Source organism: Neisseria sp. WLZKY-1, assembly GCF_046546535.1.
Lineage (GTDB): Bacteria > Pseudomonadota > Gammaproteobacteria > Burkholderiales > Neisseriaceae > Neisseria.
The window spans coordinates 13,792-27,616 of the sequence record NZ_JBKGTW010000026.1 but is presented as its reverse complement, the minus strand read 5'-3'; the positions used below and the strand labels follow the sequence as shown (position 1 = coordinate 27,616).

At 59.3% G+C, this 13,825-nt stretch carries 14 protein-coding genes and 1 pseudogene; 10 read left to right on the top strand and 5 right to left on the bottom strand.

What is annotated here, in order from left to right:
- Nucleotides 1-129, top strand: a pseudogene (locus ACLD9W_RS07920) (IS5/IS1182 family transposase); the annotation flags it as partial.
- A gap of 132 nt (nucleotides 130-261) precedes the next feature.
- Here the strand turns inward: ACLD9W_RS07920 and ACLD9W_RS07915 are convergent.
- Together ACLD9W_RS07915 and pcnB are read right to left on the bottom strand one after the other, a co-directional pair.
- Nucleotides 262-1,038, bottom strand: a complete 777-nt coding sequence (locus ACLD9W_RS07915) for a ferredoxin--NADP reductase (RefSeq protein ID WP_410841519.1) — start codon at nucleotides 1,036-1,038, stop codon at nucleotides 262-264.
- Between the two features lie 92 nt (nucleotides 1,039-1,130).
- On the bottom strand, nucleotides 1,131-2,468 hold the full coding sequence (gene pcnB / locus ACLD9W_RS07910; protein ID WP_410841518.1) for a polynucleotide adenylyltransferase PcnB: 1,338 nt from the start codon (nucleotides 2,466-2,468) through the stop codon (nucleotides 1,131-1,133).
- 253 nt (nucleotides 2,469-2,721) lie between these two features.
- On the opposite strand from pcnB, the gene ACLD9W_RS07905 reads away from it, so the two are divergent.
- Both ACLD9W_RS07905 and ACLD9W_RS07900 read left to right on the top strand, forming a co-directional pair.
- Entirely contained in the window at nucleotides 2,722-3,234 is a 513-nt protein-coding gene (locus tag ACLD9W_RS07905) for a thioredoxin family protein (protein ID WP_410841517.1), read from the top strand.
- Between the two features lie 72 nt (nucleotides 3,235-3,306).
- Nucleotides 3,307-3,735: an EamA family transporter gene (locus tag ACLD9W_RS07900; RefSeq protein ID WP_410841516.1), complete on the top strand. Its 429-nt coding sequence runs from the start codon at nucleotides 3,307-3,309 to the stop codon at nucleotides 3,733-3,735.
- A 98-nt stretch (nucleotides 3,736-3,833) separates the two neighbouring features.
- Here the strand turns inward: ACLD9W_RS07900 and ACLD9W_RS07895 are convergent, their stop codons facing one another.
- From ACLD9W_RS07895 to ACLD9W_RS07885, 3 genes are all read right to left on the bottom strand, one after another.
- Nucleotides 3,834-5,057, bottom strand: a complete 1,224-nt coding sequence (locus ACLD9W_RS07895) for an aspartate kinase (RefSeq protein WP_410841515.1) — start codon at nucleotides 5,055-5,057, stop codon at nucleotides 3,834-3,836.
- A gap of 106 nt (nucleotides 5,058-5,163) precedes the next feature.
- On the bottom strand, nucleotides 5,164-6,546 hold the full coding sequence (gene radA / locus ACLD9W_RS07890; RefSeq protein ID WP_410841514.1) for a DNA repair protein RadA: 1,383 nt from the start codon (nucleotides 6,544-6,546) through the stop codon (nucleotides 5,164-5,166).
- Between the two features lie 228 nt (nucleotides 6,547-6,774).
- Nucleotides 6,775-7,344 carry a hypothetical protein gene (locus ACLD9W_RS07885; RefSeq protein ID WP_410841513.1) on the bottom strand — a complete coding sequence of 190 codons (570 nt, stop codon included), beginning with the start codon at nucleotides 7,342-7,344 and terminating at the stop codon, nucleotides 6,775-6,777.
- A 540-nt stretch (nucleotides 7,345-7,884) separates the two neighbouring features.
- On the opposite strand from ACLD9W_RS07885, the gene ACLD9W_RS07880 reads away from it, so the two are divergent.
- The 7 genes from ACLD9W_RS07880 (at nucleotide 7,885) to ACLD9W_RS07850 (ending at nucleotide 13,815) form a co-directional block, all read left to right on the top strand.
- A complete protein-coding gene (locus ACLD9W_RS07880) occupies nucleotides 7,885-8,400 on the top strand; it encodes a hypothetical protein (protein ID WP_410841512.1) in 516 nt (171 codons plus the stop codon).
- 32 nt (nucleotides 8,401-8,432) lie between these two features.
- Nucleotides 8,433-9,095 carry a PspA/IM30 family protein gene (locus ACLD9W_RS07875; protein WP_410841511.1) on the top strand — a complete coding sequence of 221 codons (663 nt, stop codon included), beginning with the start codon at nucleotides 8,433-8,435 and terminating at the stop codon, nucleotides 9,093-9,095.
- A 206-nt stretch (nucleotides 9,096-9,301) separates the two neighbouring features.
- Nucleotides 9,302-9,802 carry a hypothetical protein gene (locus ACLD9W_RS07870; RefSeq protein ID WP_410841510.1) on the top strand — a complete coding sequence of 167 codons (501 nt, stop codon included), beginning with the start codon at nucleotides 9,302-9,304 and terminating at the stop codon, nucleotides 9,800-9,802.
- 150 nt (nucleotides 9,803-9,952) lie between these two features.
- Nucleotides 9,953-10,417, top strand: a complete 465-nt coding sequence (locus ACLD9W_RS07865; RefSeq protein WP_410841509.1) for a tetratricopeptide repeat protein — start codon at nucleotides 9,953-9,955, stop codon at nucleotides 10,415-10,417.
- Nucleotides 10,418-10,583: 166 nt separating this feature from the next.
- The gene (locus ACLD9W_RS07860; protein ID WP_410841508.1) at nucleotides 10,584-11,432 is read left to right on the top strand and encodes an SPFH domain-containing protein; all 849 of its coding nucleotides are present in this window, start codon (nucleotides 10,584-10,586) and stop codon (nucleotides 11,430-11,432) included.
- A gap of 210 nt (nucleotides 11,433-11,642) precedes the next feature.
- Nucleotides 11,643-12,305 carry a YqiJ family protein gene (locus ACLD9W_RS07855; RefSeq protein ID WP_410841507.1) on the top strand — a complete coding sequence of 221 codons (663 nt, stop codon included), beginning with the start codon at nucleotides 11,643-11,645 and terminating at the stop codon, nucleotides 12,303-12,305.
- A 91-nt stretch (nucleotides 12,306-12,396) separates the two neighbouring features.
- Nucleotides 12,397-13,815 (top strand): hypothetical protein, encoded by a 1,419-nt coding sequence (locus tag ACLD9W_RS07850; protein WP_410841506.1) that lies wholly within the window; start codon nucleotides 12,397-12,399, stop codon nucleotides 13,813-13,815.
- The last annotated feature ends 10 nt before the right edge of the window (nucleotides 13,816-13,825 follow it).

The window sequence follows — 13,825 nt, the reverse complement described above, 5'->3', positions numbered from 1 at the left end:
CGGCATCTGATTGAAAACTTTTTCTGCCGGATAAAGGAGTTTAAAAAGATTGCGATGCGTTGTGAAAAGACGGATGAATCTTTTGCTGCCAACATTTATCTGGTTGCTACGGTTTTAAGGCTGGCTTGAATGTCAACAGACCCTAGGACAGCCCCAATAATTTTTCTAAGGTGCTACTGCCGCAGACAAACCAAAGGCCGTCTGAAAACCTGTTTTTCGGTTTTCAGACGGCCTTTTTATGCGGAAAAAACGTGTGGCGGTTTACTGGTCGACGAATGCGCGTTCGATCAAAAAGTCGCCGCGTACGCCGACTTTGGGCGATTCGACAAGGCCGAAATCGTTGAGCACTTGGCGCGTGTCTTTGAGCATGGCGGGGCTGCCGCAGAGCATGGCGCGGTCGTCTTCTTTGTTGATGGGGGGCAGGCCGATGTCTGCAAAGAGTTTGCCCGAGCGCATCAGGTCGGTGAGGCGGCCGTGGTGTTTGTAGTCTTCGCGCGAGACGATGGGGTAGTAAATCAGTTTGTCGCGCACCATCTCGCCCAAAAATTCGTGGTTGGGCAATTCTTGGGTGAAGCGCTCGTAATAAGCCAAATCTTTTTGGTAACGCACGCCGTGTACCAAGATGACTTTTTCAAACATTTCGTAAATGTCGGGGTCTTTGGTGACGGCCAAAAACGGCGCGATGCCGGTGCCGGTGGACAAAAGATAGAGGTGTTTGCCGGGATTGAGATCGCCCGCCACCAGCGTGCCGGTGGGCTTTTTGCTGATGAGTACGTCGTCGCCGACTTTGAGGTGTTGCAGGCGGCTGGTGAGGGGGCCGTCCTGTACTTTGATGCTGAAAAATTCGAGATGCTCTTCCCAGTTGGCGCTGGCCACGCTGTAGGCGCGCATCAGCGGTTTGCCGTCGACCATCAGGCCGACCATGACGAACTGGCCGTTTTCAAAACGCAGGCTTTCGTCGCGGGTGCAGGTAAAGGTGAAATAGGCGTCGGTCCAGTGGTGGACGGAGAGGACTTTTTGGGTGTTGAAGGCTGCCATTGGGGTTTCCTGTGTCGTATGGGTAAAAGGGTCGGAGGCCGTCTGAAAAGGGCTTTAACTTCGTCGAAATCCGCTTTCAGACGGCCTGATCTTTAAGATTCGGCCGTGCCGGAAGACGTTTTGCGTTTGCGCGGACGGCGGCGGCGTTTTTTGCGCGGCTCGCCCTCTTGGGTGGGGGCGGCAGTCATGGCGGCGCGCTCTGCTTCGTCTGCGTGCTGGAAGCTTGTCCACCAGTCGGCCGTTTCCTGCGGCGCATAGCCAAGTTTGGCGCGCAAAACGAGGAAATCGTAGGCGGCGCGGAAACGCGGCTGGGCGAGCAGGCGGTGCGGACGGGCGCCGCGGCGGTGGTCGAACTGGGGTTGGAGTATCCAGATTTCGCGCATGGTGGCGGAGAATTTCTGCGGCACGCCCCAGCCTTTTTCCATGGTTTCGCGCAGGTCGGACACGGCGCCGGTGAGGGCGGGGGCGGCTTTTTCGCCCAATTCCATGCGTTTTTGCCAGAGGCTGTTGAGCCTGTCCCACATCAGGGCGGCGAGGACGAAGCCGACGGAAACGGATTTGTCGGCGCGGATGCGCTCGTCGGTGTTTTTCAGCGAGGCGGCAACCATGTTGGGACGGTTGTCGCGGGCGGCTTCCTGCAATGCGTCGAGCAGCGGATGGACGGCGGTATCGATGCCGAGGGTGTGGAATTGGGCGAGGCAGCGGCGGGCGTGGCCGGAGAAAAGCAGCTTCATGATTTCGTCGAACAGGCGGGCGACGGGTTCTTCTTTCAGACGGCCTGCGTATTTGGGAATCGGCGCGGCGGTGCGCTCTTCGACGGTGAAACCGAGTTTGCCCGCCAGCCGCACGGCACGCAGCACGCGCACGGGGTCTTCCTGATAGCGTTCGGCCGGATCGCCTATCATCACGAGGCGGCGGGCTTTGACGTCGGACACGCCGTTGTGGAAGTCGTGGATTTCGCGTTTTATCGGGTCGAAGTAGAGGGCGTTGCAGGTGAAATCGCGCCGGCCGGCGTCTTCGGCCAGCGTGCCGTAGGTGTTGTCCTTCATGATGCGGCCGTGTTCGTTCTGTACCGCGCCGCCGCTGCCACGGAAGGTGGTGACTTCGATGGTTTCCGGGCCGATTTGGACGTGGACGATGCGGAAGCGGCGGCCGATGATGCGGCTGCGGCGGAAGAGGGCGCGCACTTCTTCGGGCGTGGCGTTGGTGGCGACGTCGAAGTCTTTCGGTTCGGCGCCGATCAGCAGGTCGCGCACGGCGCCGCCGACGATATAGGCTTCGTAGCCTGCCTGTTGCAGGCGGGAAACGGTTTTTTCGGCGGCCAGGCTGATGTCGCCTGCGCTCAGGCCGTGTTCGGAATGGGAAATGGTTTGTTTGGCGCTTGCGGCGGCAGGTTTGCCCGCCATCTTGCGCCAGAGTTTTTTCAGCATGTGTGTTTCCAGAATCGCGCCGCCCGAAACGCGGTTTCGTGAAAAACCTTTGCCCAATCTTGTGTGCGCCACAATGCTCGGCAAAGGTTTCAGACGGCCTCGGTTGAACTGTGTCAAAAAATGGCGCGCATTATACCCGCCGCGGCGCGGGAAGTGGAACAAAAGGCCGTCTGAAACACGGTTTTAACTTTGCTTTCAGACGGCCTTTACGCGGCGTAAAATAAAGCATCCCAACCCGAAAAAGGAGAGCAGCATGAATATGAAACAAACGGCGGCGCTGGTGTTGGCAGCGGCCGCGCTGACCGCCCATGCCGGCGGCAGAACGGAGGCCGAGTGGACGCAGATGGAGACGGCTGTACGCCTGTCGGCGGAAAACACCAAGCGTTATCAGGATACTTACAGCGACATTTATTTCGACTTGGGCAGCCTGACCGCGGCCGAGTTCGAGCGGCGGGTGGCGGCGGGCGACACGGTATACGCCTACATCGGCCGCCCGAGCTGCGGCGACTGCAACGCCTTCGAGCCGCTGTTCAAACGCTACATCACGCAGCGCAGGCTCGACGGCAAAATCTGGTTTGTCAACGTCCACCGTCTGCATCAGGACAAGGAAAAATGGCAGGCGTTCAGGCAGCGATACGGCTTGTCGGGCACGCCCGTGCTGGCGAAATACGCCGGCGGCAGGCAGCAGAACAAGCTGGATTTCGAGGACAACGGCGGCATCAGCGCCAAGGATTTGGAACGCTGGTTGGACGCCAACGGGCTGTAAACGGGCTTTTCAGACGGCCTCTTTATTGCCAAAGGCCGTCTGAAAACGTTGGCCGATATTATGGAGAACAACATGGCACATTCATGGTTTTACTGGGCTTTGGCTTCGGCCTTTTTCGCCGCGCTGACGGCAATTTTCGCCAAAGCGGGCTTGCAGGGTATCGATTCCGACTTCGCCACCTTTATCCGCACGCTGGTGATTATCGCCGCGCTGGCGGCCTTTCTCAGCTACGCGGGCAAATGGCAGGGCGTGGGCGCGTTCACAGCGAAAAACTGGACGTTTCTCGTGTTGTCGGGCTTGGCAACGGGCGCGTCGTGGCTGGCCTATTTCAAGGCTTTGCAGATGGGCGAGGCGTCGAAAGTGGCACCGGTCGACAAATTCAGCATTGTTTTGGTAGCCCTGTTTGCCGTGGTGTTTTTGAAAGAGCGGCCGTCGTCGCAGGAATGGCTGGGCATCACCCTGATTGCGGGCGGCGTGCTGACGCTGGCTTTGAAGAGATAGGCCGTCTGAAAGGATTGAGGCCGTCTGAAATATAAAAAGGCCGTCTGAAAACCCGATTCGGGGTTTTCAGACGGCCTTTTGACATCGTTGCAGCGGGATTAGGCCTGTTCCAATCCGAAGGTTTTGTGCAGCACGCGGGTAGCCAGTTCCATGTATTTCTCGTCGATCAGCACGGAAACTTTGATTTCGGAGGTGGAAATCATCTGGATGTTGATGCCTTCTTCGGCCATGGCGCGGAACATTTGCGCCGCCACGCCGGAGTGCGAGCGCATGCCGACGCCGACGATGGAGACTTTGCACACGGTGTCGTCGCCGTTCACTTCGGCCGCGCCGAGGCTGTCTTTCAGGCCGTTCATCAGGTCGAGCGTCTGTTTGTAGTCGCCGCGCGGCACGGTGAAGGAGAAGTCGGTCGTGCCTTGTGCGCCGACGTTTTGGATGATCATGTCCACTTCGATGTTGGCGTCGGCGACGCTGCCGAGTATCTGGTAGGCGATGCCGGGTTTGTCGGAGACGCCGCGCACGTTGATGCGGGCTTGGTTTTTGTCGAATGCGATGCCTTTTACAACGGCTTGTTCCATGTTTTCGTCCTCTTCAAAGGTAATCAGGGTGCCTTCGCCGCCGTCTTCCAGGCTGCTCAATACGCGCAGGCGCACTTTGTATTTGCCGGCGAATTCCACCGAGCGGATTTGCAAAACTTTCGAGCCGAGGCTGGCCAGTTCGAGCATTTCTTCAAAGGAGATGGTGCTCATGCGGCGGGCTTCGGGGACGACGCGCGGGTCGGTGGTGTAGACGCCGTCGACGTCGGTGTAAATCTGGCACTCGTCGGCTTCAAGTGCGGCGGCCAGGGCGACGGCGGAGGTGTCCGAGCCGCCGCGGCCGAGGGTGGAAATGTCGCCGCCTGCGGTCACACCTTGGAAACCGGCAACGATAACGACGCGGCCTTCTTTCAGGTCGGCGCGCATTTTGCCGCCGTCGATATGGTCGATGCGGGCCTTGGTGTGCGCGTCGTCGGTCTGTACGGCCACCTGCCAGCCGGTGTAGCTTTTGGCGGGCACGCCGATGTCTTTCAAGGCCATAGCCAGCAGGCCGATGGTGACCTGCTCGCCGGTGGCGAGGACGACATCCAGCTCGCGCGGGTCGGGGAATTCCTGCATTTCGTGCGCCAGTGCCACCAAGCGGTTGGTTTCGCCGCTCATCGCGGACACCACCACGACCACGTCATGACCTTCGGCGCGGGCTTTGGCGACACGTTTGGCAACGTTTTTGATACGTTCGGGCGAACCGACCGAGGTGCCGCCGTATTTTTGTACGATAAGTGCCATTTTCGTGCTTTCTTGTGTGGAGAATCGAAAAAGGCGGCATTATTGCCATTTTTCGCCGTGCCGACAAGGCGTTTGGCAGGCTTTCAGACGGCCTTTCGCGCCCGTTTCATCCGTCTGCCAAATCCCGACACAGCTGCACCGCTTCGTCCAGCCGCTCCACGCCGTAAATCTGTAAATTCGGAAACTCTTTGACGTTGCGCGGCAGATTGGCTTTGGGAACGATGGCGCGTTTGAAGCCGAGTTTTTCCGCTTCTTTGAGCCGCTCTTGGCCGCGGGCGACGGGGCGCACTTCGCCGCTCAAACCAATCTCGCCGAAAGCGACCATTTTTTCCGGCAGCGGCTTGTTGCGAAAGCTCGAAAGCATGGCAAGGATGACGGCCAAGTCGGCCGCCGGTTCGCCGATTTTCACGCCGCCGACGGCGTTGAGAAACACGTCTTGGTCAAAACAGGCGATGCCCGCGTGGCGGTTGAGCACCGCCAGCAGCATGGCAAGGCGGTTTTGCTCCAAGCCGACGCTGAGGCGTTTGGGCGTGAAGCCGTGCGCGTCGTCCACAAGGGCTTGGATTTCCACCAAAAGCGGGCGGCTGCCTTCCTGCGTAACCAGCACGCACGAGCCTGCCACGTCGTCGCGCCAGCTTGCCAGAAAAATCGCCGACGGGTTGGACACGCCTTTCAAGCCCTGCTCGGTCATGGCGAACACGCCCAATTCGTTTGCCGCGCCGAAGCGGTTTTTAATCGCGCGGATCATGCGGTAGTTGGAATGCTGGTCGCCCTCAAAATAGAGTACGGTGTCCACCATGTGTTCCAGCACGCGCGGGCCGGCAATCGCGCCGTCTTTGGTAACGTGTCCCACGAAAATCATGGCGATGCCCATTTGCTTGGCGATGCGGGTGAACTGCGCGGCGCACTCGCGCACCTGCGACACGCTACCTGGTGCGGACGTGATTTGGTCGGAATACATGGTTTGGATGGAATCGATGACCACCAGCTTGGGCTGATGCTGCTTTAAGGCAGCCTGAACGGCTTCCAAGCGGATTTCCGCCAGCAGATGGATGCCTTCGCTTTGCACGCCCAACCGCTGCGCGCGCAGGGCGACTTGCTGCGCCGATTCCTCGCCCGACACATACAAAACCTTGCGGCTTTGCGCCATTTTGGCAACGGTTTGCAGCAGCAGGGTGGACTTGCCGATGCCGGGGTCGCCGCCGAGCAAAATCACCGCGCCGTCCACCAAGCCGCCGCCGAGCACGCGGTCAAGCTCGCCCATGCCCGTGGGCTGGCGCGGCACTTCCACCGCGCTCACTTGCGACAAATCCACCACTTGCGCGCTGTCTGCCGCCCACGATTGGAAACGCGCGTTTTTCGGCTCGGGCGCGGCGATATCTTCTTGCAGGGTGTTCCACTCGCCGCAATGCGGGCATTTGCCCTGCCATTTGGGCACGGTGCCGCCGCATTCGGTGCAGCGGTAGATGGTTTTGGGGGCTTTTGCCATGTTGATTGTTCCTTGTGTGGTGGGGTTTTCAGACTGCTTTTTTGGGGTGGGGAGCAGCCTGAAACAGGCGGGACGGATTTTAAAGCAATGCAGGGCGGGTCTCGACCCGTCGTGTTGTGATTGGCATCGGTTATGGTGGGTCAAGACCCACCCTACGCTTTCAGGCTGCTTTGAGGCCGTCTGAAAGTGCGTTTACGGGATTCTGCGAAGCTAAAAGCAGCCTGAAAGCTATTTCTGTACAAACGTCTGCCCGATAATGTATTCAAACCCGATAATGTGTTGAAACATATTGTCTTGCTGCGCCGCATGGTCGGCAAAAACCAAGCGGTTGCCTTGCTGTTCGGCAGTGATTTTGCAATCCAGGCTGCTGATATGCCATTGCCTGCCCGTCCGTTCCCAATGCCACAGGCGGCTGCCGCGCCGGTCAGATTCTTGGTAAAGCAGCACTGCATCGCCGTTGCGGTAGAAAGACAGGCAGTAATGTGTGCCGCCCTCATCGCGCACAAACTGCGCCACGCATCGGAAAGACGAATGCTGCCATGCGTCGTCCAAGTGCGCCCAAACCATTGCGGGCAGCAGCCAGATGCCGATGTCCAGCAAGGCTGCGGCATACCAATAATCGGAAATGTCGTGCTGCTTCTGGATGCCGCTTATGCCGGCACACCATAAAAGCGCGCCGAAGAATGGGGCGAACGAAGTGCCTTTGCCGCGCCGCAAAGCCAGCAGGATATAAAAATTGGCCAGAATAAACAGTGCACCCGTCAGACACATCAGGGCGGAGAAAAGATGGGGCGACATGGGGGTTTCCTTGCTGGATTGGTTTTTGGGAACTTGTTTTCAGGCTGCCTTTGAGGCCGTCTGAAAAACAGGTTTCCGCATCCCCGCGCAGGGTGTGCGGCTTGCCGCGCACGCGGATAACGGGTTCGGGCGGCCGTGGCTGTTAACCCGCCAACCGCGTGCGTGCCTGCGGGCACACCCTGCGCGGCTGTTTGCAAAATGTCGGGCATCAATGCCCGACCTGCCGGTTGCGGCGAAACGGAAACTTTGGTGTGGCGTGTCGCCCGCCGCGTAATGCTCGCCGGGCAGCTCGGCCAAGCCGTAGGCAAGCGTCCACAATAAAGGAAAAAACAGTACGAATTGCAGCAGCCGCCACCAAAGCGGCAGCCGCACGCTCGGGGTGCGGGGCATGGTTGGCTTTCGGCTTGGAAAATGCGGCGATGATAGCAGAGCAGGCGGAGCAAAACGTCTTTACATAAAAAAACACAGCGTCCGCTTGCGCTGTGCAAACGGATTTTGTATATTCGTATTCAAATGAATACGGAAAAGAGCAGTTTGAATATGAATACAGGCAACCGCATTCCCGTGAGTGTGCGTATTTCGCAGGAAGACGCTGATTTTATTGCAGAGTTGAAAATCGAAGGCGCGAATACGCCGTCGGAAAAAATCCGTGAATTGTTGAAGCAGGCCAGGCTCGCGCACACGCAGACGCGTGATTACGAATCCGCGCTCACGGCGCAGGAGCAGTTTTTTCAGACGGCCAGACGCAACGTGTTAAACGCCGAAAAACAGGCGGGCGTGCATTCGCATATCGTTGCGCGGCTGTTTGAGCAGCTGCCCGATCTGGCCGCCACGCTGGCTGCCGACCTGCCCGAAGAGGCCGCGCAGCCCGATTTGCAGAAATACGAGCGCGAGCTGATGTGGCGCATTGTGCGCCTGACCGACAGCATTTTGCAGCTTGCCGTTACCGGCAAAGGCGCGGCCTACGACGATACCGTGCTGCAACAGCTTGAAAACACCTTGAAACTGGCCGAGATTGTGCGCCGCGCGTCTGACGCGGATGGCGAGGCCGTCTGAAAACCCGATACATCGACCCGAAAGGAAACAAAATGAGCGAAACCCTGTCCCGCCGTGTCGGCCGCCTGGTGAGCGGCGGCTTCCACGCACTGATTGACGCTGCCGAAAACCTTGCGCCCGAGGCGGTAATGAACGAGAGCATCCGCGAAATCGAGCGTGCGGTTGACGAAGTGCGTGCCGAGTTGGGCAAAGTGTTGGCGCAAAAGCATCTGGCCGCCAAGAAAATGGCCGACGAGAGCAACCGCCACGAAGCGCTGTCCGAACACATCCGCGCCGCCGTGGTCGCCGAGCGCGACGATTTGGCCGAAAGCGGCATCGCCGAGCAGATGGACATCGAAGCGCGATTGCCGGTGCTCGAAAACACCATCGCCGACTGCGCCGCGCAAGAAAAAGAACTCGAAGGCTTTATCGCCGCGCTGCAGGCGAAAAAACGCGAAATGCAGCAGCAGCTTCAAGACTGGCGCGCCGCGCAGCAAAACGCAGCAGCGGGCGGCGGTACAGGCGGCAGCGGCTTGGAGCGCATCGCCCGCAACGCCGAAAAAAGCGGCAACGCGTTTGACCGCGTGATGGGCAGGCAAAACGCCGTACACAGCAGCAGCGACGCGGCACAGCTGGCCAAGTTGAAAGAGCTGGAAGACCTAAGCCGCAGCAACCGCATCGCCGAACGGCTGGCGGCTTTGAAGGCGGAAAAGTGAGTGCCGTAGGTCGGATTCTTGAATCCGACAAGTGCACGAAGCGGCTTTCAGACGGCCTTTCAGGCTGCTTGGCAAAGGCCGTCTGAAAATAAAACTGCCGTCATTCCCGCCTGCGCGGGAATGACGAAATACAGAGCTTTCAGGCAGCCTGAAAGACCCCAAGCTGCCTGAAAAGAAACCCCGCTCCGATTATTGGAAAGAAAACCATGCCCCAGCCCGAAACCCCGCTTGCCGAACTGCAGGCCGCCGCGCAAAACGGCAGCCGTCCGCTGACTTGGCGTAAAACCGTTTCCCTAAGCGATGCCGATCGAAAATCGGTGAACATCATGCGTTTCGGCATGCTTGCTTCGTGTTTTACCGTGCCGCTGTCGGTTCTGTTTCTGCACCGGATGCTGCCCGATTTGTTTTTCCACAGCGACGGCACGTTCAAAGCCGCCAACGCGCTGCCGTTTTTGCTGATGTCGGTGGCGATGGGAATGTTCGCCCTGTGGATGCTCAAGCGCATCAACAGCGTTCTGACTACCGGCCGCGCCCTTGCCGTTTTTACGCTGGATTGGAAAAAGCGCAGTCTGACAATGCACGGCTTCGGCGGCTTCGGCGGGCGCATTGACCCCGCACACGCCGACTGGGCGCAGATTCTGCCCGACGGCCGCCCCGAGCAGCGCGAACGCCTGCAACAGCGCATCCGCCAACTGCTGGCGCGCTAGGGCAGCCTGAAAGACCTAAAGGCCGTCTGAAAGCCGCAGGCTTCAGTAAAGTTAAAACCGGCAGTGCGGATTTTTTCCTGTGGGAAAATGTCGGATTCGAGAATTTGATCTACGCAAATCCGAAGGCCGTCTGAAGAAAGAAACGACGCGATGAAACGCAACAACGACAATGCCCTGACCGCGCCGCTGCTGGCGATGATGGTTGTGCTGGCCGCCGCCACCGCGCTGGTGTGGCTGGTGCAGCAGGCCGATGGCGGCGGTTGGCAGAAGGTTGCCGAGTTTGGCAAATTGTTTGCCAAGTCCGAACCCGAGCCACCGCCTGCCGACCTTGTCCGCCGCGCCGAAGCGGGCGACGCCGAAGCGCAGTATCAGGCAGGCGGCCACTATATGCGGCAAAACCGTTGGGATTTGGCGGTGCCGTGGTACGAAAAAGCCGCCGCGCAGGGGCACGCCAAGGCGCAGAACAATCTGGGCGTGGCCTATGCCGAAGGGCGCGGTGTGCCCGCCGATCCGCAAAAAGGCTGCCGCCTGATGGCAGCGGCGCAGCAGCAGCTTAATACCGACAACGGCCGAGAAAACGCCGCCATGTGCCGGGAAGAATTGGAAAAACACTGATTCGCGTCAGTTCTGTAGGCCGGATTCTTGAATCCGACAAACACCCGAAGCGGCTTTCAGGTAGCCTGAAAGACCCGAAGGCCGTCTGAAACTGAAACCTGCCCCGTTCAGGCAGCCTGAAAGCAGCCTGAAACCCCGTTCCGCCATTTATCAAGGAGACCCCGTCATGAACCAAACCAGCAGCAGACACAATATGTTTTATCTCAACGGCTGGCTGGCCGCCGCCATGCTGGCCGGTGCCGCCGTGCTGATTGCCATGGCGCTGTTTTCCACCGTCGGCGTGCTGGCCGCGCCGCTGCTGGTCTTTGTCGTACTGGCGGCAAGCGGCTTCCGTATCGTCCAGCCCAACACCGCGCTGGTGAGCACCTGTTTCGGCCGCTATTCCGGCATTCTGTCCGAGAGCGGGTTTTTCTGGATTATTCCGCTGATTTACCAAACCCAAAGCGTTTCCCTGCGCTCGGGCAACTACGTTACCCCGACGCTGAAAGTGAACGACGCCGCCGGTACGCCGATTGAAATCGCCGCCGCGATTGTTTACCACATCAGCAACCCCGCCGCCGCCGTGCTCGATGTGGAAAACGTCCACGATTTTATGCAGGTGCAGAGCGAGTCCGCCCTGCGCGCGCTGGCCACCCACCACCCCTACGCCGCCGAAGATACCGAAAGCCTGACCCGCCATTCCGAGCATATTCTCGAGCAGTTCCGCGACATGGTGCAGGAGCGCGTCGAGCGCGCCGGCATCAGCATCGACGAAGCCCGCTTCACCCATCTGGCCTACGCGCCCGAAATCGCCCAAGCCATGTTGCGCAAACAGCAGGCCGAAGCGGTAATCGCCGCCCGCTACGCGCTGGTGCGCGGCGCCATCGGCATGGTGGAAGGCACCGTCCGCCAGCTCGAGCAGCGCGATATCGTGAAAATGAGCGACAGCGAAAAAGCCAAGCTGGTAACCAATATGATGACCGTGCTGCTTTCCGAAGAAAACGCTGCACCGGTGTTGAATGTGAGCGGCGATTGAGCAGACGTAGGTCGGATTCTTGAATCCGACCAACACACGAAGCGGCTTTCAGACGGCCTGAAATGACCGAAAGGCCGTCTGAAAAATCAAAACCGAGTAGGTTGGGTCGAGACCCAACAAATCCCTTAAAGCATACGAAATGTTGGGTTTACAACCCAACCTACGCAACCCCAAAAGGCCGTCTGAAACCCCCAACCGAAAGCCCCGCCTATGTGGAACCTTATCAACGCCCCCGAAACCGAAATCTTCGGCATTGCCCTGGCTCTGATGCTGCTGCTCGGTGCGCTCGAAATCCTGTCCATGCTCTTGGGCGGTGCGAGCGAGTGGCTGGACAACCTGCTGCCCGACAGCCTGGCCGACAGCGCCCACACCGAAGTGGGGCTGGACGCGGCCGACGGCGTGCTGGTGCGGTTTTTAAGCTGGCTGTATGTCGGCAAAGTGCCGGTGCTGATGCTCTTGGTGGTGTTTCTTGCCGTGTACGGGCTGGCGGGCTATGTGTTTCAGACGGCCTTTGCCGCCGTGTTCGGCGCGTATTTGAACGGCACGCTGGCTGCCGTCGCCGTATGGTTTCTTTCGCTGCCGCTGGTGCGCGCCACTGCCGGCGGCCTGTACAAAATCCTGCCCAAAGACGAAACCACCGCCGTGTCGCAAGACACGCTAATCGGCCGCGTCGGCGTGATTGTGATCGGCCAAGCCCGCACCGGCAGCCCTGCCCAAGTGCGCGTGAAAGACGGCTTCGGCCAAACGCATTATGTGATGGCCGAGCCCGACGGCGAAGGCGTGCTGAAGCAGGGCGAGGCGGTGCTTTTGGTGTCGCTGGAGGGGAACACGTTTAAGGCGATTTTGAATCCGAGCGGGAGTTTGGTGGATTAAGGCTAGCTGAAAATAGCAGCCGAATTTCTGCAGTGCTAAAAACCGATACCCCACATTTTCAGGTAGCCTGCCGTAATATAAAGAGGAAGCCATGCAACAGAATAAAAGCAAAATCGTGATGCTGTATCCGGCTACATCTAAGGATTTGATGCTGGAAATCGGTGTGGTCTGCGCAGGGGTATTGCTGCTGCTTATTATCGGGCTGGATACTCTGTCGGATATTTCCGGCGACGGGGTGGATACGGCGCTTCGTTTGGCCATGGTGCTGCTGTTTTTTGGCGGTGCGGCGCTGGTTGGTTTCCTGTATTGGCGCATGTTCACGGCGCGGGACTTTCTGCGGTTGGACACAGAACGCGGCGTGCTGTTGCAAGGGCGCTGGCGTTGGGGTTGGCAGGCGCAGTGGGAGTATCCGCTTTCGATGTTTGCGGCGGTGGCGGCGGAGAAGGTGCGGGACGATTACCGCGGCTACTACGGGCGCTTGTGGCTGGAATCGGCGGATGGGCGGAACGATTTGGTGCTGGAGGAAAATTTCCTGCCGCATAAGGGCTCGCTGCACGAATTAGACGGAATTCAGAGCCATATCGCGCAGACAGCGGGTTTGGCCAAACGGCCTGTCATCAACACGGAAATCCGCGCACAAGAGGAGACGGCGGCCAATCCGGCACAGTTGCAGCCTTTGCAGGCGAAAACGCTGCCTGCGTGGCGGCAGGCGGTGAATCTGGCGGCGGCCGGGTTGTGGACTTGGCTGGCGGTCTGGCTGCTGCGTTTGGCGGCGAATTGGCAAAGCGGCGGCCTGCCCAAGCCGCTGTATTTCGGCGCGGGGCTGCTGGCGCTCGGGTTGTTGGCGGTGGCGGTGTCGGAAGTGCGCGGGGTGTTTCGTGCGTGTCGCTGCCGGAAAACGGCGCAAACACAAACTGCTTGGCGGCAGCCCTCAGAAATCAAAGCCGCGCTGGCGGCAGCACGGCAGGCGGAACACGAGCCGCAGCCTAAGCTGCCGGAACGCGCCGCGCCGAAGCTTGCGGACGGGGCGGAATTTGCTGTGTATTCGGTTGGCACTTTGCTCTCGCGCATCCCGTTTTTGCTGTTTGCACTGCTGATGGTGTGGAGCGGGGGCGGGTTCGGCTGGCGGCTGTTCTGGCTGGCGGCGCTGCTGTTTGCCGCATGGCGGCTGGCGTACCATTGGCATACACTGCGCAAGGTACGCTACAGCGTGCAGGAAGACGTACTGACCGTATACCGCCTGCACGGTTTCAAGTGGCTGCCTGAAAAACGCTATGCGCTATCGGGGTTTTGCGGCATTTACAGCCGCGTGAAATACAGCGGATTGGGTGTGGGCTTGAACGAAATCTGGCTGGCGGGCAAAGAAGGCGGCAAAGATGTGCGGCTGCTGGAGGCAGATTTGCTGCTGCGCGACAACCGGCAGACGGCGGAGAAAACGGCCAAACAAATCAGCCTCGCCACGGGACTGCCGTTGCTGGAATATATCGAACCATCCGAAAAGGCCGTCTGAAAAACAAAAG

Coding starts and splice junctions, on each gene's coding strand:
- ACLD9W_RS07915 (WP_410841519.1), bottom strand. CDS start 1,038: ATGGCAGCCTTCAACACCCAAAAAGTCCTCTCCGTCCACCACTGGACC.
- pcnB (WP_410841518.1), bottom strand. CDS start 2,468: ATGCTGAAAAAACTCTGGCGCAAGATGGCGGGCAAACCTGCCGCCGCA.
- ACLD9W_RS07905 (WP_410841517.1), top strand. CDS start 2,722: ATGAATATGAAACAAACGGCGGCGCTGGTGTTGGCAGCGGCCGCGCTG.
- ACLD9W_RS07900 (WP_410841516.1), top strand. CDS start 3,307: ATGGCACATTCATGGTTTTACTGGGCTTTGGCTTCGGCCTTTTTCGCC.
- ACLD9W_RS07895 (WP_410841515.1), bottom strand. CDS start 5,057: ATGGCACTTATCGTACAAAAATACGGCGGCACCTCGGTCGGTTCGCCC.
- radA (WP_410841514.1), bottom strand. CDS start 6,546: ATGGCAAAAGCCCCCAAAACCATCTACCGCTGCACCGAATGCGGCGGC.
- ACLD9W_RS07885 (WP_410841513.1), bottom strand. CDS start 7,344: ATGTCGCCCCATCTTTTCTCCGCCCTGATGTGTCTGACGGGTGCACTG.
- ACLD9W_RS07880 (WP_410841512.1), top strand. CDS start 7,885: ATGAATACAGGCAACCGCATTCCCGTGAGTGTGCGTATTTCGCAGGAA.
- ACLD9W_RS07875 (WP_410841511.1), top strand. CDS start 8,433: ATGAGCGAAACCCTGTCCCGCCGTGTCGGCCGCCTGGTGAGCGGCGGC.
- ACLD9W_RS07870 (WP_410841510.1), top strand. CDS start 9,302: ATGCCCCAGCCCGAAACCCCGCTTGCCGAACTGCAGGCCGCCGCGCAA.
- ACLD9W_RS07865 (WP_410841509.1), top strand. CDS start 9,953: ATGAAACGCAACAACGACAATGCCCTGACCGCGCCGCTGCTGGCGATG.
- ACLD9W_RS07860 (WP_410841508.1), top strand. CDS start 10,584: ATGAACCAAACCAGCAGCAGACACAATATGTTTTATCTCAACGGCTGG.
- ACLD9W_RS07855 (WP_410841507.1), top strand. CDS start 11,643: ATGTGGAACCTTATCAACGCCCCCGAAACCGAAATCTTCGGCATTGCC.
- ACLD9W_RS07850 (WP_410841506.1), top strand. CDS start 12,397: ATGCAACAGAATAAAAGCAAAATCGTGATGCTGTATCCGGCTACATCT.